This is a genomic window from [Clostridium] saccharolyticum WM1, assembly GCF_000144625.1.
Lineage (GTDB): Bacteria > Bacillota > Clostridia > Lachnospirales > Lachnospiraceae > Lacrimispora > Lacrimispora saccharolytica.
Genome location: NC_014376.1, coordinates 1396672 through 1415112, shown reverse-complemented (window position 1 = coordinate 1415112; position 18441 = coordinate 1396672). Strand labels below are relative to the sequence as shown.

Genomic DNA, 18441 nt, shown 5'->3' with positions numbered 1-18441 from the left:
TGAGTTCCGAATAAATTTTAAAACCGGGACCAGTCCCTTAAAAAGGACCTGCCCCGGCTTTTTCTCGGTTTATTTCTGCCAGCAAAGAACCATGCGCAGGGTTGGTAGCATACCTGCATCAGGCCAATGCCCCAAGGGTCATAGCCCCTGTCTTGCTACGGGGTATCTGGTTCCTCGTCTTCGCCTACTAACTCATCGTATTCTGCTTCGTCCAGTAATTCATCAAAAGCATCTGCTACGATTTCATATTCTTCGTCATCTTCAATATTCTCAAGATTCGGCTGTCCGTCTTCCTTCTCAGAATAACGATACAGATAAACTTCTCCCTCTTCCGCCTCAGGGCCATCCGTAGGAAGCAGTGCAATATAATCTCTTTCGCCTGCTGTGAAAATGGTAAGTACTACGCACTCCAGCTCTGATCCGTCATCAAGGGTCAGCGTAACTGTCATTTCCTCCTGGGGTTCCATCTCATCCCGTTCTAAATTAGGATCCTGTGCCATCCTGATACCTCTCTTTTTCTTAATCTAGTTGTAGGTTGCTTTCTTATTGCACCTGTTTCCACTCTATCAAACTATACGGCAAAAATCAAGGGATTTTGTCTTTAATATTCAATTCCCTGCCTTGCCGGAATTCCTCTGTCGTAGGGATGCTTTACCTTTCTGATTTCGGATACGTAATCTGCCATTTCTACAAGCTTTTCCGATGGATCTCTCCCTGTAAGAACAACCTCAAGCCCTTCCGGCCGTGAAGAAAGAAACTCCAGAACCCTGCGTTCCTCTGCAAGTCCGAAATTGCACACGGCCATGATCTCATCTAGTACAAGCAGGTCAAAATTTTCAGTTACCGCTTTGTTTATGGTTGATTCCAACATCTGGGAGTAATAGATTGCGGCTTCTTTTTTCTGATCAGGGGACATTCTGGAGAAAAAGCCAAAGCTTTGCCCGCAGGGCGTGACCGTGATGCCCGAAAGCCGGGTGAATGCATTTACCTCTCCGGAATGATCATTCTTTAAAAAACGGGTGACAAGCACCTTTTTCCCGCATCCGCAGGCACGCACGGCCAGTCCCAGGGCAGCCGTTGTCTTTCCCTTTCCATCCCCGCAGTATATGTGGATACATGACTTCATTCTTCTTCTCCTTTCTTTAATTCCTGTCAATCACTCCAGGCAGACCCCCCCATTCTATGGGGTGTAATGAGCTATCCCAGGTTATTGCTTATTCCCGTCCCAGATATTCCCGGACAAAACGGGAGACCTCCTGTTTTTTGCTGTACCTCTCCCGTACATAATTCACATGAAGCCTTTCCTTCGGCCTTGTCATTGCCACATAAAACATGCGCCTCTCCTCCTCCATATCTGCCGGAAGCACTGCCTTATGGTGAGGAGTTACGCCTTCATTGGCATCTAAAATATAGACGATCCGGTATTCCAGGCCTTTGGCACTGTGCATGGTCATAAGGGCCACCCCCCTGGCTCTTCCTTCTCCTGACTGGGCCTGAGCTTTTAACTCCTCCCCATAGTCCTTCATATGGCGGAACCATTCCTCCGAAGTGAGATAACCGGCTGCACTTTCCTGAAGCTGGTCTAATACCTCCAATAGCTCCTCCGGCTTCATCCTCCGGTATTGGGCGTACTCCCTGATGTAGTCGTCATACCCCACCGCCTTTCTGATATAGTTTACAGCGGCTACCGGAGCCATATTCCTGATCATTTTCAAATCATACTCCAGCTGCTCGATTCTTTCTACCATCCAGCCCTTATCCTGGTAAAAGGATTTTATCCCCTCCCAGCTCACAGGACTGGTTTCGACGGCATCCCGGCTGACGTAACGGTTGGGCCGGTTGAGGATCTGGAGCACATTGGCTCTGGTCAGATCCCCGGAGGCCACATGGATATAAGAAATTATATTTTTTGCGATCCAATGATCGTATAGATTGGGCACAGAATCCTTCATGGAGAAAGGGATGTTAAATTCCATAAGCTTTTCAATCAGCAGTCTGGGGCCTAAATTTGTCCTGAACAGGACTGCCATATCCGGCCAGTCAAATCCCGCCTTGGCATAAGCCATGATTTCCCGGACAATTTCCAGTGTCTCCTCCTGTGGATCCTGCCATACTCTTGTGATCACCGGTTTTCCAGTCCCTTTTTTCGTAATGATCCTTTTGGGAAAGCGCATTTCATTATGGGCAATCAGCTTTCCCGCCGCCTCCACAATTTCTTTTGTACTCCTGAAATTTATATTTAAAAGAACCTTTTTGGCCCCCGGATAATCCTTTTCAAAGCCCAGCATGATTTCCGGCTTTGCCCCCCGGAAACGGTAGATGGACTGGTCGTCATCCCCTACGATGAACAGATTATTTTCCGGAGCTGCCAGCATCCGGACGATTTCGTACTGCACCCGGTTGATATCCTGAAATTCATCCACCAGGATGTACCGGTACTTTTTCTGCCACGCTTCCAGAATGTCTTTTCTCTGGACAAATAATTCATAGCACATCACCATCATATCGTCAAAGTCAATGAGATTGGCCTTCCGAAGCCGGTTTTCATACTCCAGATAAAGCTGCTTAAATATTTCTTCCGAGCAGTTTTTTGAATAATAATGGCTTAAGTCGATCATATCCCCCTTTACAGAGCTGATTTCCGACAGGATGGAGGTTACGAATTCCGCCTCATCCTCCACCTCCACCTGGAACTTATCCATGGCCTCTTTTATGTATCGGATCTTCTGCTCGTCTCTCACAATGCTGCCGGCATCATACCGGTAAGCAAATTTAAGGATACGGAAAAATATGGCATGAAAGGTTCCAAAGCTGACCCCGGACGGCCTGCCGTCCACAAGGCTCTCAAAGCGCTCCTTCATCTCCCTGGCAGCCGCCTTGGTAAATGTAATAACCAAAATATTTGATGGGTCCACGCCGTATTCTTTAATCAAGTGGCATATCCGGTGAGTGATGGTAAAGGTCTTTCCTGAACCCGGCCCGGCAAGGACCAGCATGGGACCCTGATGATGAAGGATCGCTTCCTTCTGCGCCCCCTCATATATAACCCGTTCTTTCATAATTTGTCTCCCAAAGAATCAAGCGGATATGCCTGCATATCCAGTTGATTCATAACTTAAGGTTGAAAGACGCTTTTCTTTCAACCTTGGTCTCCCAAAGAATCAAGCGGATATGCCTGCATATCCAGTTGATTTATAACTTAAGGTTGAAAGACGCTTTTCTTTCAACCTTGGTCTCCTAAGAAATCAAGCGGATATGCCTGCATATCCAGTTGATTCATAACTTAAGGTTGAAAGACGCTTTTCTTTCAACCTTGGTCTCCTAAGAAATCAAGCGGATATGCCTGCATATCCAGTTGATTCACAACTTAAGGTTGAAAGACGCTTACTTTCAACCTTGGCCTCCCAAGGAATCAAGCGGATATGCTCATAACCTGCTTCCTTCAGCCCGAATGCCTCAGTCTGCCATTTCCTGCAAAGTCCGGACCAGGCTATAAGAAAAGCAGGGGTCCGGTCAAAGCCGGAGCCTCTGCTTCTATTATTATAACCTATTGAGCCCCATTGCTTAAAAGCTGGATTCCCTTTCTTATTCTTATGAGGGATTCTTCCTTACCCAGGACTTCCATAATCTCAGTAGCTCCTGCCGGTGTCATCTGCTTACCGGAAACCGCTGTACGAATGGGCCACATAACAAATCCGGTTTTATACCCCTTTTCGGAAACATATTTTGAAAGTGTCTCGTACAAAGCATCATTGCTGTAATCCTCCTGGGCTTCCAGGATGGGAATCACATCCTGCAGTAAGCCAAGGGAACTTTCGATGCCAGTCTTCATTTTCTTATTGGTGTACATGGCAGTATCGTATTCCGGCAGAGTCTCAAAAAAGTCAATGTGATCTGCTATATCCGGAAATACCTCGATCCTTGTCTTTACCATGGCAGCGATCTTCTTTAAATCCAGATCCTTCTTGATCACATCCTTTAAATAAGGCTCAGCCAGTTCATAAAACTGGTCAAAGTCCATGGCTTTCATATATTCGCCGTTCATCCAGCGCAGCTTTGTCATGTCAAAAACAGCCGGGGATTTGCTGATATTGTGATAGTCAAACTCCTTTATCAGTTCATCCAGAGAGAAGATCTCCTGGTTGCCTACAGGGGACCAGCCTAAAAGAGCCACATAATTCACAACAGCCTGGGAAATAAAGCCCTGCAGGATCAGGTCCTCATAGGAGGAATGGCCGCTTCTCTTGCTCAGCTTCTTGTGCTCTTCATTGGTGATCAGCGGACAATGAACATATACCGGAACCTCCCAGCCAAAGGCGTGATAAAGGCGGTTGTACTTGGGTGAGGAAGATAAATATTCGTTCCCCCGTACTACGTGGGTTATCCCCATAAGATGATCATCCACCACGTTTGCAAAATTATAAGTGGGGAATCCGTCGGATTTGATCAGAACCATATCATCAAGCTCCGAGTTGTCCACGGAGATGTCCCCGTATATCTCATCATGAAAGGCAGTGGTTCCTTCGGTAGGATTGTTCTGGCGGATGACATAAGGCATTCCTGCCGCCAGATTGGCTTCTACCTCTTCTCTGGAAAGATGAAGGCAGTGCTTGTCATAAGTCATGATCTCCTGGCCTTCCACAGTTTTTTTAAGGGAATCCAGTCTTTCCTGGGAACAGAAGCAGTAATAAGCCTCTCCTTTTTCCACCAGCTTTTTCGCATATTCCAGATAAATGCCGGAGGCCTGTCGCTCACTCTGTACATAAGGACCTACGCCGCCATCCTTGTCCGGACCTTCGTCATGGTTAAGCCCTGTTTCTTTTAAGGTTCTATAAATAATCTCGACAGCACCTTCCACAAAACGCTCCTGATCCGTATCCTCGATGCGCAGAAGGAAATCGCCGCCTTCGTGTTTTGCAATCAGGTAAGCATATAATGCAGTTCTTAAGTTCCCTACATGCATACGGCCTGTAGGGCTCGGTGCGTATCTTGTTCTTATTTTGCTCATGTGAACACACTCCTATATTTTCTTTCTCGTATGGGCTAGAAAAAGGAAAATCTGCCCAAGCCGTATAGAACATTATATAACGAACCACCGGAAAAAACAATGATTTCCCAGAAATTTCCGGTGCAATTATAATCCCAGGAGCCTGCATGCCAACTGGAAATATATGATCAGGCTGAACGCATCCACAATGGTGGTAATGAGGGGAGCCGCCATAATGGCCGGATCCATATGAAACACCTTGGCTGCAATGGGTAGAACTCCGCCGATGGTCTTTGCCAGAATAACGGTGACCAAAAGGCTCAGTACAACAGTCAGGCAAAGCATTTCCTGCCCTGGATAAAGAAGGATCAGCCGGACATAATTCACAAGCCCCAGGATCACACCTACAAGGAGAGCCACCTTAAGTTCCTTTAAAACCACGCGGAAAATATCTCTTGTTTCGATCTCTCCCACGGCCATTCCCCGGATGATCATGGTGCTGCTCTGGCTGCCGGCATTGCCGCCGGTATCCGTCAGCATGGGGATAAAGGTTACAAGCAGTGGGATCACCGCAAAGGCTGCCTCATATCTTGACAGAATTCCTCCTGTCACCATGCTGCTGATCATCAGGACAAGAAGCCACATAATCCTGTTTTTCGCCAGCTGGAATACGCTGGTCTTTAAATAGGGTTTCTCGCTGGGGAGCATAGCTGCCATTTTCTCAAAGTCCTCTGTGGCCTCCTGTTCCATAACATCCACAACGTCATCAACCGTAACGATTCCTACCAGACGGTCTTCGTGATCCACCACAGGCAGGCTCAAAAGGCCGTATTTCCGGAAGCTGTCGGCTACCTCCTCCTGGTCTTCTGTTGTGACGGCTTTTATTACATGAGTATCCATGATATCGCCGATAGCAACTTCATAGGGGTTCATCAGTAAATCCTTGACCGTGACCACTCCCTCCAGCCTTCTTGTGGCATCCATCACATAGCAGGTATAAATGGTTTCCTTATCGATTCCATTCTTTCTGATATAGTCAAAGGCCTGGGCAACGGTCATGGTTTTCTTCAGCCCCACATATTCTGCCGTCATAATACTTCCGGCGCTGTTTTCCGGATAGTTTAAAAACTGGTTGATCAGCTTTCTGGTATCAGGAGCTGCATTCTGCAGCACCCTTTTTACCACACTGGCAGGCAGCTCCTCCAGCATATCCACCGCATCATCTACAAACAAATCTTCTATGATTGTTCCCAATTCATGATCTGTAATACTGTTAATAATATGCTTCTGCTTCTCCACCTCCAGGCATGCGAACACATCGCTGGCCATTTCCTTGGGAAGCATCCGAAATACCACCACTGTTTTTTCCCAGTCCAAAGCTTCAATGTAAGCCGCAATATCCACTTCATTGAACTCCATCAGCACATCCTTCAGCTTTCGGAACTGACGGCTGTCAGCCAGCTCCATCAGCTCTTCCATATTGTAATTTTCCTGCATTTTACTCTTCCTCCATATGAACCTTTTTTTGTCGCGGTGAATATGGAACCAGAATCCTTACTGCCCTGCCGGAACTTCCGGCAACGCAAAATAGCCATAATTACAGAACTGGTCTGTAATCCATGGCTATCATAAACGCAGAGAACGTTTCTCTTTTAACGGCAGCGATACCAGAGCAGACCCCAAGTACCGGATTCCGCCTTCACTGCCTTACGCCTATGATCATTATCTGCTTCCATCTTTTGACTTCGACCTTCCACTCTGGTTCACTTCCTTTCTTAATGTTTTTCCTAATTAAGGATAACAGTTACTGCCATAAAAAGCAACCCCTAATATGCTTTTCTTTCTATTCCATTCCCGGCCCTACCGCTTCCACTGTGGAATCAGGACCGCCCGGCCCAATGCCGGAGTCAACATCCTCATCCGGATCAAAATCCCCAGGGAAAACAGGGGCAGTGGTCTCTCTGGGCTTTGTAACACCCGGACCGATCTCCTGTGGCTTCCCTGCAGAATCCTCCTGTTTCGGAAGGGATGAGGCATGATCTGCCGCTCCATCAAGCTGACTCTTCAACCCTTCATAAAATTCCGTTCCAGCCAACTGATCTAAGAGACCGTAGGCAGTGCTGATTTTTTCTTCTGTAGAACTGTCCCGATGGCTTAAAGCAGCTAATTCCCCGATCAGGGACTGGAGAGAGGCTGCCGCCTGTTCCACTGACTGTCTGGCCTGCTGAGAAGCCTCCAAGTCTTTCTGCACCTGGGATTCCAGCTTTTTCCGTTCTTCCTCTTCCTTCCATTTACTGCCATCGGATCTGGCCGCAGACTCTGCCACAGAGGAAAACAGGTCCTTATTTCCTGTTGCAGCATCTGTTTTTTCTCCTCTGGAATCTACATTCCAAAGGGAAACCGTTGCAGGCATATCCCAATCCTGGACCGGAAGCCCGTTGTTTATCTCTGCCATAAAATCATGCCAGATTCTTCCCGAATAGGTTTTCCCATAAACTCCGGGCATGGCCTTGGGCGTATCATATCCCACCCAGACAGCCGTGGTATAATGCTTTGTATAACCGCAGAACCAGGTATCCTTATTGCTGTTGGTGGTTCCTGTCTTCCCTGCAGCCGGTATGCCAAGCCCCAGACCATAGCCCGTACCGTAAGGCTTTTCCAGGGTGCCTTTTAACACATCCGTGATCATATAAGCGGTATCTTCCGTAAATATTCTTTCATCTGCCTGGTTTCCATTATATATTTCACCGTCATACTGGCTTTGCAGGCTGACAATACAGGTATTGTTGCTGTACATCCCTTTATTTGCCAGGACAGAGTACCCCTTTGCCATATCCACCACTCTGGCGCCTTCTGTAAAACCTCCGATGCTCATGCTGCTGTTTCCGTTATCTAAATAACTTAAGCCTGCAAAGTGCATCTTTCCCAGATAACCGATGCCCGTATTGACACCAATGTCCCCCAGCACCTGCCAGGCCACCGTATTTAAACTGCGGTTTAATGCTTCTCTTACAGAAACGTTACCATAATAGCTGCCTCCGCTGTTTTTAGGACCTTTGTCAAACAGGTGGTCATTCACCAGTCTGGAAGGATAATAATACCCGGTTTCAAAGGCAGGCGCATAGTCAATCAGCGGCTTTATGGTAGATCCTGGCTGCCGTCTGCTTAAAAATCCCCGGTTGTACTCGTCATCAGTCCCCCGGCCGCCTACAATGGCCACCACATATCCGGTCTGATTGTCGATGCACACCGCCGCCCCCTGTAAGGCAAACTTACCGTTTTCCTGGAGATCCTTAAAGCCTTTCAAACGTTCGTCAATGGTTCCCTGGAGAGTATTCTGGATATTGGTTTCCAGACTGGTATGTATTTCAAATCCTCCGTTGCGGATCATATCGCTCTTTGCCTGATAAAGCTCCTGGTACTGCTCCTTGTAGGAATCATAAGAAGCCTGGTTATGAAACACATACTGGAAAGCAAATCCGTCATTTTTCATTAATTCCATGGCAGCGCAGTGTATGGCATAGCTTGTCAGATAATTTTCCTTTGTTCCCGGCTCATAGATCTTCGCTACCGTCAATGGCTGTGCCTTGGCATTGTCCTTTTCCTCTTCCGTAATAAACTTGCATAGAGCCATATTGTCGATGACCTGGTCCCTTTTCTTTTTTGAGGTTTCCGGATGGGCGACCGGGTCATATTTGGACGGGTTATTGCTGATGCCTGCCAGGGTGGCTGCCTCCCAGACGGTAAGGTCCTTTGCTTCCTTATCAAAATAATAGCGGCTGGCTTCAGATACTCCATAGCACCGGTTGGCAAAGAAATTGGTATTGCAGTAAAATTCCAGAATGTCTGACTTGGAATATTTTTCCTCCATGCGGGGAGCAGCGAAAAATTCCGTCAGCTTTCTCTGGAAGGTCTTCTCCTGGGTCAGATAGGTGTTCTTAATCACCTGCTGGGTGATGGTGCTTCCGCCCTGAGTGATGGCACCCTTGTTCTTTATGTATACTACGCCTGCACGCATCAGGCCTTTGTAATCAATCCCATGATGTTTATAAAAACGTCTGTCCTCCTGTGCGATATAAGCATTCTGAAGGTTTTTGCTAATCCCCGAAATCGGGACGTATTCATAGTGGCCGGAGTTAATGGTTCCTATTAAACCTCCGGCAGAATCATAGATCCTCGTGTCCGTCGGCTGGGAGAAATCAGTCTTCACCGTCTTGCTCATTATGGAATCCGCCTTTTCCTTGCAGGCCATGATTTCATTCTGGTATTTTAAAAATACCACGCCCCCTGCAAGGCATCCCAAAACCATAATCCCCAGAAATACAAAAAGAATAGCTTTAATCGGCCGAAAAAATATGGACCATGGACTTTTGCGCTTCTTCTTATGTTTCCCCATATCAATTTGCCTCCTTTTCATCATTTTTGTGTACGAAGAAATCAAAGGGATATGCTTGCATATCCAGTTGATCCACAACTGAAAGGCCGAAAGACAGATCTGCTTCGCCTTTTCATATGACAAAAACGGGAAGCCTCTTTATTAAGACTTCCCGTTTGTTTTCAGAGCTGATGACGGGACTCGGACCCGTGACCTCCTCACTACCAATGAGGTGCGCTACCACCTGTGCCACATCAGCATCTTTTTGGTTCATCGCCTGAACCTCGTATATCATAGCATGGGAAAATCTGTTTGTCAACGCTTTTTTAAGTTTTTTCTAAAATACAAAAAATAACAAAAACTTCAGGATTTTTCCTTCTAATTACCCGTATATCGCACCCATAAAATGGAGGCAGAATAGGAAAACGGCCTGCCGCTTCCTATTCTGCCTCCTTCACAACTATTACAATATTCCTTCAAAGCTCTCCCGAAGAGTATCACAGGACTTTTGGAACTGCTTTTTTTCTTCTTCTGACAGAGACAGCGAAAGAACTCTCTGTATCCCGTTTTTATTGATGATACAGGGAACTCCAGCGTAAACCTCTGTCTGCCCGTATTCTCCCCGCAGCATGGCTGATACTGTAAAAACACTGTTTTCATCCCCCAGGATGGCCCTGGTGATCCTGGTAAGAGCCATGCCGATCCCATAATAGGTGGCCTGCTTGGCCTCAATGATCCGGTAAGCCGCTCCCCGGACCTCATCTTCAATCCGCATCAGCTCTTCCCTGCATACCATGTCATCATCCTCATTGCAAAGGGACAGGATAGGCTTTGTTGCGATCATGGCCTGGCTCCAAGGGACAAATTCACTGTCTCCGTGCTCCCCCATGACATAGGCATGGACATTTCTTGGATCCACCCGCAGGGATTCACCTAACAGATACCGTAGCCTGGCTGTATCCAGAGCAGTTCCGCTACCAAGCACCCTTTTAGGATTAAAGCCTGACAGGGAGTAGGTAATTCTCGTCATAATATCCACCGGATTGGTAGCCACAAGGAAAATTCCGTTAAAGCCGGATTCTGTTACCGGCTGTACAATGGACTGAAACACGGAAGCATTTCGTTTTAATAAGTCAAGCCTTGTCTCTCCGGACTTCTGGGCTACCCCTGCACAGATCGCAACAATGTCCGCATCCGAGCAGTCCCGGTATTCCCCAGCGTAAATCTTCATATGGGAGGTAGAAAACGCCAGCCCATGGTTTAAATCCATCGCTTCACCTTCCGCCCTTTTCCGGTTAATATCAATCAAAACCAGTTCGTCGCAGACTCCCTGATTCAGAAGACAATAGGCATAGCTCATCCCCACCATACCCGTGCCCACTAAGGCGATCTTTCTTTTATCGGTTCTCATAATCCTGCCACTCTCCTTTCATTATTATGGATAGTGTATCTGCAAGAAATACAAACTATACACCTTTACAGTCCCCGGTCCATCTTTTTTGTCATTAATTCGCTGTTGCTGCTGTATATGATGGCGCTTTCCCTTGTGATCTTTCCCTCTTTATATAAATTCAGAAGACTTGCATCCATGGTGACCATGCCTTCCCCCTGACCGGTGGCAATCACAGAATCGATCTGATGGGTTTTCGACTCTCGGATCATATTCCGGATGGCATTGTTGAAAAACATGATTTCAAATGCAGGATAGACACTGCCATCCACAGCAGGAATAAGCTGCTGGGAAACCACAGCCTGAACCACCATGGAAAGCTGCATCCGGATCTGCTGCTGCTGGTTAGGAGGAAAACTGTCAATGATGCGGTCAATGGTATTGGCCGCCCCCACCGTATGAAGGGTGGATATTACCAGATGTCCTGTTTCCGCAGCCGTCATGGCAATCCGTATGGTCTCATAATCCCTCATTTCTCCTACAAGGATCACATCCGGCGCCTGGCGTAGGGCCGCCCGAAGTCCGGTCACATAACTGTCCGTATCCGTAACGACTTCTCTCTGGGTGACCACACTTTGCTTATGGCGGTGAAGATACTCAAGAGGATCTTCCAGGGTAATCACGTGAGCATTGCGGGAGTTGTTGATCTTATCTATGATACAGGCCAGGGTAGTGGTCTTGCCGCTTCCCGCCGGCCCTGTAACAAGGACAAAACCTTTTGTCATCCTGGCAATCTCCATAACCGCCTCAGGTATATGAAGCGCACTGTAATCAGGCAGCTCAAAGGTCACCACCCGGATCACCGCCGCAAGAGAACCTCTCTGGCGGAACACGCTGGAACGAAACCTGGAAACACCGGGAAGTGCAAAGGAAAAATCATCATCCCCATGCTCTCTCACTTTTTCCATGCTCCGGTTTCCTGCCAGCTCATACAATTCCGTGATCAATGCCTCCAACTGAAGAGGAAACAGCTTTTCCTCATTCTGATACACAATCCTGCTTCCTATTTTATATGAAAACGGCATGCCTGGCACCAGAAAAATATCGGATGCTTTCTGTGCCACAGCAGCACCTAACAAGTCAATTACCTTCATTTTCCAGTCTCCTGCTCTTTCATTTCCCCGCCGGTCCATACCGGCATGGAATCATCAATCTCATAATCCTCTGTCTGAATCACCTTCCATCTGGATATCCGGATCTTTTCCCTTCCCTCAGACTGCAAAACCAGCTCAATAGAAAGGGCCTGGGACCGTTCCATGGGGATCTGCACTGTCACAGTTTCATCCTCCGGATGATAGGCTCCTTTAAGTGACCTGGCCAAAAGCTGCTTTTGCTCTTCAGGATCAAGGCTTATTTCCCGGACCTGTTCCGCCTGTTCTGATACCATCTGGTAAAAAGCCTCTCCTTCTCCATCCGCCCGGTAATACTCCGTAACGGCAGCAGCATTGCGTTCTGCCAGATTCCACTCACTTTTGGCAGCGCTTAAGGACAGCATCCCAAAGGTAATTAAACACATGACAATAAATATGAGAATAAGGGAAGGCGTACCGATATTCGCCTTGTAGGCCCTCTCTTGTTTCGCCATTTTTTCACCTCCGTCCATGTTGGGTTTCGTGTTTTTTCACCGTAAGGGAATAAATCCCTTTCCCGTTTCTGCTTACAACCACATCTGCCTGTCCTGTCCCGGTATTCTCAACCCTTACTTCATAGACTGCCATCTCTTTCTCACAGGGATTGCCGGCCCGGTCCAAACCCATGGCATAGGAGTCAGTGCCAAGCTCCTGCTCTTTTGCCTGAAACCTTTTTTCAAGCCCCGCTGTGCCCTCCCCTTTCCAGACCTCTGCCACGCTTTGGGCTATCAATACGCCCTGATTTAACTCTGCAGCTCCCCGGCTCATAAAATCTGCTTTTACAAATGTTTTTATACAGATAGCAGCACAAACAATAAAGAAAAAAACAACGGCTATCATCTCCATCATAAAAACGCCTGAAGGGTGTTTTCTATTCATCATCCGATCCTCCGCTTCTTAAGGATAGCCAGAGACTGCCTCCGCCTTCCCCTTCCGTTTTTATATGAAGAAACCTGCCATCCATATTCATGGTAACCGGACTGCATTCCAGAATCTCATTTCCGTCGCCTACTCCCAGACCGCTTTCTGCATCTGTAAACAATTCCCACAGCCTGCCATCCCGGTAGTAAATATTGGTCACATAAACAGATTCTTCGATCTTCTGTTCCAGCTTAAGAACAGGGATCCCCTCCATCTCTTCGAGAGTAACCCTGGCGGCTTCATCCCCCTGCCTCACCTTATTGGCAATGTAGCTTAAAGCCACATCCTTTTGATAGGTATCCTCTGCCCTGCCATTAATATTTTCATAGACTTTCCCACCGATCAACACCGAAAAAAGAGCGCAGAGTACAAATACAAGAAACAGCAGTATGGTAAACAATGTATTGGCCATCTGGCCTCTCTGGTTTTCTTTCTCGTTCAAATACCCACCTCCCGGTTATTTTACATGGGGATTAACCGTAATATCCGGCATAAAGTTGGAAGCAAATCCACTGTAAAAAACATCATACCGGTTCCTGTCAATCTGTATTCCGTAATTTTCTTCCAGATATTCCACATTAGGCGGATATCTTCCCTCAATGGCATAACACTGTACCGAGGCTCTGCGTATGGCATCCCGCAGGGTTTCGGCTCCCCTTGCATCGGCTTTTTCAGAAAACAGAAGCGCTCCTGACACAAAAAGGGCCACCGCACATGCAAAGGCTCCTAAGGAGATCAGGTGGCCAAGGGCTTCCCTGGGAGATCGTTTCCATATCTTCATCAAGACATCCTCCTATCCGATGGCCGATAATACACTGACAAGAGGAAGCATGACAGACAAAAGCACCAGTCCCACTGCGACAGCCAGCACCGCCACCACCGTAGGCTCGAACCTGCTGATCATGTGCTCCATAGCAGCATCTGCCTCTTCTTCATAGCTTTTGGATATTTCATCCATGACCCGGTCCAGGCGCCCGCTTCTTGTTCCCACCTTTATCATCTGTGCATAAAAGCCTTTAAACAATCCTGTATTCTTCATGGCGGTATAATAGTCCGCTCCCGCCTCAAGTTCCTTTGCACACCCTTTGATCTTTTCTTCCACTGATGGATTCTCCACCAGTTGTTCTGCCAGCTCCATGCCCTTTTCTAAGTCAAGGCCGCTGTGAAGGGTCAATGCCAGAACCGCTGTAAAGCGCCGGTTTGCTACGGAAAGAGCCATATGGCTCCTTCTTTTCATCCACCGGATCAGCCGTTGCGCGATCAGAAGCTTTTTCCCCTTCCTTCCCAAAAGCCACACCAGAGCGGACGAAAGGGCCAGAAGGATTCCCAGAGCCAGGGCTGCCCCGCAGAATACGCCTCCAAGCCTTGTCGCAGCCAGAGATACCGGCGACATCTCTGCCCCCAGTTGTTGATATACATTTTCAAATACAGGCATAACCTTTGTGAATAAAACCAGAAGGACCACCAGAAGCATGAAGATCATAAGGATCGGATAGGTGAGGGCATTTCTTATATTTTTCAGAAGGACGTGCTCTTTTTCATAATATCCGGCCAGAGATTCCATGATCTGATCCAAAGTCCCTGTCTCCTCCCCCAGCTCTGCCATCCGGATCACATAGGACGGATAAACTCCTGCATGCTCCAGTACTTTTGAGAAAGGAATGCCCAGCTCTGCCTCTTCTGCCATTTGCATAAGTAGCTTTTTCTCTTCCTCCCATACCGCATCCTCCGCCATAACAGACAATCCCTCGTCAAGAGGGATTGCTGAATGGAGAAGAATTGATATTTGGAGGCAGAAAGCGGAAAGTTCCCTGGAAGAATATGGCTTTTTCGCTTTCGTTTTCATCGGTTGTATCTCCTTTTATTCAAGTTCTTTAGTATGTGTATTTTGCTTTATAATTGGAGCTGTTTGTAATGTATTGCTGTATGGCCGGGTCATTGCCTCCTGAAGAGGCAAAGGTGGGATCCATCAGCTTCCAGTCGTATCCGTCAAAATAAATAATATTGTCAACCCAGCCCTGACCATCTATATAAACATTGACCCATGCATGGTAAAGGCTGCCAGTGTATCCTACCACAAGCTTTGTGGGAATATCCTGGGACCGCAGCATAGCAGTCATAACAGCTGCATAGTCAAAGCAGATTCCCTTTTTCTGAGCAAGCACCTGATCCACATTCGGCAGATAGCCGGACTGGACGGAGCTAGCCAGCGCTGTATCGTAGGTAAAATTCTTGGTCACAAAGTTATATACATTGGTCACAATGCCAATGTCATCCACTGCAGAAGCCGCAAGCTCCTCCCCTTTTTTTACCACCGCACTTCCTGCGGAAAAATTCACATACTGGTTGGGATAAAGGAATGGATCAAACTGATCTGCCAGTGTTACATTAATATCACTGCTGGATTTTATGGCATACTGGGTCCCCTGTACCTGTTCCAGCACCCGGACTGTATATTTTCCGTTTCCTTCTGTCAAAGGAAACACCTCGTAAGCAGATCTGGCATTGAGATCGTAGGAATAGGTCTCTCCACCGCTCTTAATTACCTGCACTTTGATCCTGGATGCTTTTCCACTGTACTGGACCATCACATAGCCATGGCCGGTATTGGAAGCATCGATTAGCGCAGTATCATTTCCAAAGGTGACTGCTCCGGTTGCCTGAGGGGTCCTTACTTTGCTCCCTGAAGGCTTTGAATAAAGAGGTACTGCCTCATCCTCAATGCTTACCACGGTCTTCCACTCAATGCTTCCATTGGTACTGTCCGCCGAAGCAATCTTACTGCCAGATACAAACCCGCTGAAAGAAAACAGTATCACCGCGCAAACAGCTGCCATTGCCGTACCATTTTTCTTCATAATCATCACTCCTCTATTGTCCCAATCGCTGTCTTACGATTTCATATGCCAGCACGCCTGCTGCCACAGAAGCATTGAGAGAATCAATGTTCCCCTTCATGGGTATGGAAGCCACCATATCACAGGTTTCCCTCACCAGCTTTCCAACACCGTTTCCTTCGCTGCCGATCACAAGACCGATCGGTCCCTTTAAATCAAGGCGGTACATCACTTCTCCCCCCATATCGGCGCAGACAAACCACATACCCCTTTTCTTTAATTCTTCCATGGTTGCCGTTAAGTTGGTAACCTTTGCAACCGGCGTATAGTTAAGTGCCCCTGCGGAGGTCTTGGCAACCGTAGCCGTAAGGCCTACGGCCCGCCGCTTCGGGATAATGACACCATGGGCTCCTGCTAAATTAGCTGTACGAATGATTGCTCCCAGATTATGAGGGTCCTCGATCCCATCTAACAGAAAGAGAAAGGGAGGCTCTCCCTTTTCCTCTGCCGCCTTTAATAAGTCCTCCACCTCTGCGTATTCGTATGCTGCCGCATGGGCAATGACACCCTGATGATGACCTTCTTCCGACATTTGGTCCAGGCGCTCTCTTTCCACGAAATTAAGGATGGTATCTTTCTTTTTTGCTTCACGGATAATGGATTGGATAGGGCCATCCTGGACTCCCTTTTGCACATAAAGCTTATCAATCGTCTTTCCGGAACGGAATGCTTCCAACACTGCATTCCTTCCCTCTATCGTAAATTCCTCTATCATTCCAATTCTCCTATTCGTTCAAGTCCCTTGCCGATCAGAGTGACCAGCCGGTCTAAACTGCCATTTAAATACAGATAGCCGCATAAGGCTTCAAATCCGGTGGCAGTTCTGTAATCGGCTACGGTAGCATGCTTCGCAGTGGTCACTGATTTCGCATTGCGGCCACGCTTGTATACTGCAACCTCTTCCGGAGTTAAGTCCTCATCTTCAAGAAGCCGTCGGATGATCTCTGCCTGGGCTCCTGCGTTCACCAGTCTTGCACTCTTCTTATGCATATTATGCACCTGGGTGCTTCCATGGTTCATCACCTTAGTCCGCACGATCAATTCATAGACCCCATCCCCGATATAGGCAAGTGCCAGCGGGGAATAGGTTTTCACATCCACTTCTTTTAACTTTAGCGTATTCTTAAAATAATCAGAAAACGCTGACAGTGAAGTTATACTCTCTTCCATTTTACACCTTCCCTGGTGTCCTCCAGAACGATCCCCTTTTCCAGAAGCTTTCCGCGGATCTCATCAGCAAGGGCAAAATTCTTATCTTTTCTGGCCTGCTGCCTGCCGGCGATCATAGCTTCGATCTCGTCATCCAGAATCTCTTCTTCTTTTTCCGTAATGATTCCAAGAACTTCGCACAGTCTTTCAATGGTATCTCTTAAATAGGTCACATACTCCCGGGAGCTGTCTCCGTTTGCGGTGGAATTGCTTAATTTTACCAGCTCAAAAATAACGGATATGGCATCTGCCGTGTTAAAATCGTCATCCATGGCAGCCTCATATTTGGAAACCAGCTCCTGTACCGAGTTATTATCCTCGCCTTCCAGAAGCTTTTCTGTTGTAGCAGTAGCCTCCAGGCTCTTTAATTTATCCACAGCGGTCAGGATTCTTTCCAATCCGTTCTTTGATGCTTCCATTAAATCGGCACTGAAATTAATGGGGCTTCTGTAATGTGCACTCAACATAAAGAAGCGAAGCACCTGTAAATCATACTTTTCGCCAATGTCCCGGACCGTGAAAAAATTCCCAAGAGATTTGGACATCTTTTTATTATCAATATTTAAGAAGCCATTGTGCATCCAATATTTAGCAAATTCCTTGCCATTGGCCGCTTCACTCTGAGCAATCTCGTTCTCATGATGGGGGAAAATCAAATCTTCTCCGCCTGCATGAATGTCAATCTGGTCCCCAAGATATTTCTTGGACATTACAGAGCACTCAATATGCCATCCCGGCCGTCCCTGGCACCATGGGGACTCCCAGTAAGGCTCTCCTTCTTTTTTCGGCTTCCAAAGGACGAAATCCGATGGATCCTCTTTACCGTCTTCTCCGGTCACCTTGATCTCACGGAAGCCGGACTGTAAATCTTCCAGATTCTTATGAGACAGCTTCCCATACTCCCCAAAGGTTTTGGTGCGGAAATAGACCGTTCCATCCGCTGCTTCATAAGCATGGCCGGAGGCAATCAGTTTTTCGATCATATCCAGCATACCGCAGATTTCTTCTGTTGCCAGGGGGTTTTTGGTGGCCGGTTTTATGTTCAGACTTTCCATATCCTTTTTGCATTCCTCAATATAACGCTTGGAAATGGTGTTCGCATCCACCCCTTCTTCAATGGCCTTTTTTATAATCTTATCATCTATATCGGTAAAGTTTGATACAAAGTTTACCTCATAGCCCTTATATTCAAAATATCTCCGTACCGTATCAAATACAATGATGGGTCTTGCGTTTCCAATGTGTATGAGATTGTAAACCGTTGGACCGCAAACGTACATCTTGATCTTTCCAGGTTCTAAAGAGACAAATTCTTCTTTCTGTCTGGATAATGTATTATAAATTTTCATAGTATCTTCCTTTCCTCATTTCTGCCTATATTCTCCCGGCACAAAGGGATACCCCCAGGGTGCTTCCTCATTACTGCCCATACTCCCGGCATGCAGGGATACCCGATGGTCATTCTTTCTGTT

At 47.2% G+C, this 18441-nt stretch carries 17 protein-coding genes and 1 tRNA gene; all 18 read right to left on the bottom strand.

The window, feature by feature from the left end; genetic code table 11:
* Positions 1–155 precede the first annotated feature (155 nt).
* A complete protein-coding gene (locus CLOSA_RS06695; protein WP_013272010.1) occupies positions 156–500 on the bottom strand; it encodes a DUF1292 domain-containing protein in 345 nt (114 codons plus the stop codon).
* A gap of 101 nt (positions 501–601) precedes the next feature.
* Positions 602–1126, bottom strand: a complete 525-nt coding sequence (locus CLOSA_RS06690; RefSeq protein ID WP_013272009.1) for a cob(I)yrinic acid a,c-diamide adenosyltransferase — start codon at positions 1124–1126, stop codon at positions 602–604.
* An 88-nt stretch (positions 1127–1214) separates the two neighbouring features.
* On the bottom strand, positions 1215–3059 hold the full coding sequence (locus CLOSA_RS06685; RefSeq protein WP_013272008.1) for an ATP-dependent helicase: 1845 nt from the start codon (positions 3057–3059) through the stop codon (positions 1215–1217).
* Between the two features lie 488 nt (positions 3060–3547).
* Positions 3548–5008, bottom strand: a complete 1461-nt coding sequence (gltX, locus tag CLOSA_RS06680; RefSeq protein ID WP_013272007.1) for a glutamate--tRNA ligase — start codon at positions 5006–5008, stop codon at positions 3548–3550.
* A 126-nt stretch (positions 5009–5134) separates the two neighbouring features.
* Positions 5135–6484 carry a magnesium transporter gene (mgtE, locus tag CLOSA_RS06675; protein ID WP_013272006.1) on the bottom strand — a complete coding sequence of 450 codons (1350 nt, stop codon included), beginning with the start codon at positions 6482–6484 and terminating at the stop codon, positions 5135–5137.
* A 346-nt stretch (positions 6485–6830) separates the two neighbouring features.
* Complete coding sequence (locus CLOSA_RS06670; protein WP_013272005.1) at positions 6831–9383, bottom strand: transglycosylase domain-containing protein; 2553 nt, start codon at positions 9381–9383, stop codon at positions 6831–6833.
* A 165-nt stretch (positions 9384–9548) separates the two neighbouring features.
* Positions 9549–9621 (bottom strand) — tRNA-Thr (locus tag CLOSA_RS06665).
* 204 nt (positions 9622–9825) lie between these two features.
* The gene (locus CLOSA_RS06660) at positions 9826–10773 is read right to left on the bottom strand and encodes an L-lactate dehydrogenase (protein ID WP_013272004.1); all 948 of its coding nucleotides are present in this window, start codon (positions 10771–10773) and stop codon (positions 9826–9828) included.
* A 65-nt stretch (positions 10774–10838) separates the two neighbouring features.
* Entirely contained in the window at positions 10839–11906 is a 1068-nt protein-coding gene (locus CLOSA_RS06655) for a type IV pilus twitching motility protein PilT (RefSeq protein WP_013272003.1), read from the bottom strand.
* Positions 11903–12397 (bottom strand): hypothetical protein, encoded by a 495-nt coding sequence (locus CLOSA_RS06650; RefSeq protein WP_013272002.1) that lies wholly within the window; start codon positions 12395–12397, stop codon positions 11903–11905. The genes CLOSA_RS06655 and CLOSA_RS06650 overlap by 4 nt, the downstream gene beginning before the upstream one ends.
* A gap of 4 nt (positions 12398–12401) precedes the next feature.
* Complete coding sequence (locus CLOSA_RS06645) at positions 12402–12824, bottom strand: hypothetical protein (protein ID WP_330362189.1); 423 nt, start codon at positions 12822–12824, stop codon at positions 12402–12404.
* Entirely contained in the window at positions 12814–13305 is a 492-nt protein-coding gene (locus CLOSA_RS06640) for a DUF4860 domain-containing protein (RefSeq protein ID WP_013272000.1), read from the bottom strand. The genes CLOSA_RS06645 and CLOSA_RS06640 overlap by 11 nt, the downstream gene beginning before the upstream one ends.
* A 15-nt stretch (positions 13306–13320) precedes the next feature.
* The gene (locus CLOSA_RS06635) at positions 13321–13644 is read right to left on the bottom strand and encodes a hypothetical protein (protein ID WP_013271999.1); all 324 of its coding nucleotides are present in this window, start codon (positions 13642–13644) and stop codon (positions 13321–13323) included.
* A gap of 12 nt (positions 13645–13656) precedes the next feature.
* Positions 13657–14709 (bottom strand): type II secretion system F family protein, encoded by a 1053-nt coding sequence (locus CLOSA_RS06630; protein WP_013271998.1) that lies wholly within the window; start codon positions 14707–14709, stop codon positions 13657–13659.
* A 28-nt stretch (positions 14710–14737) separates the two neighbouring features.
* On the bottom strand, positions 14738–15721 hold the full coding sequence (locus tag CLOSA_RS06625) for a transglutaminase-like domain-containing protein (protein ID WP_013271997.1): 984 nt from the start codon (positions 15719–15721) through the stop codon (positions 14738–14740).
* A 13-nt stretch (positions 15722–15734) separates the two neighbouring features.
* Positions 15735–16475, bottom strand: coding sequence for a 23S rRNA (guanosine(2251)-2'-O)-methyltransferase RlmB (rlmB, locus tag CLOSA_RS06620; RefSeq protein ID WP_013271996.1), 741 nt, complete (start codon positions 16473–16475; stop codon positions 15735–15737).
* Positions 16472–16930 carry a Mini-ribonuclease 3 gene (locus tag CLOSA_RS06615; RefSeq protein WP_013271995.1) on the bottom strand — a complete coding sequence of 153 codons (459 nt, stop codon included), beginning with the start codon at positions 16928–16930 and terminating at the stop codon, positions 16472–16474. The genes rlmB and CLOSA_RS06615 overlap by 4 nt, the downstream gene beginning before the upstream one ends.
* Complete coding sequence (gene cysS, locus CLOSA_RS06610; protein WP_013271994.1) at positions 16915–18318, bottom strand: cysteine--tRNA ligase; 1404 nt, start codon at positions 18316–18318, stop codon at positions 16915–16917. Before cysS ends, CLOSA_RS06615 begins: the two co-directional genes overlap by 16 nt.
* Between the last annotated feature and the right edge of the window lie 123 nt (positions 18319–18441).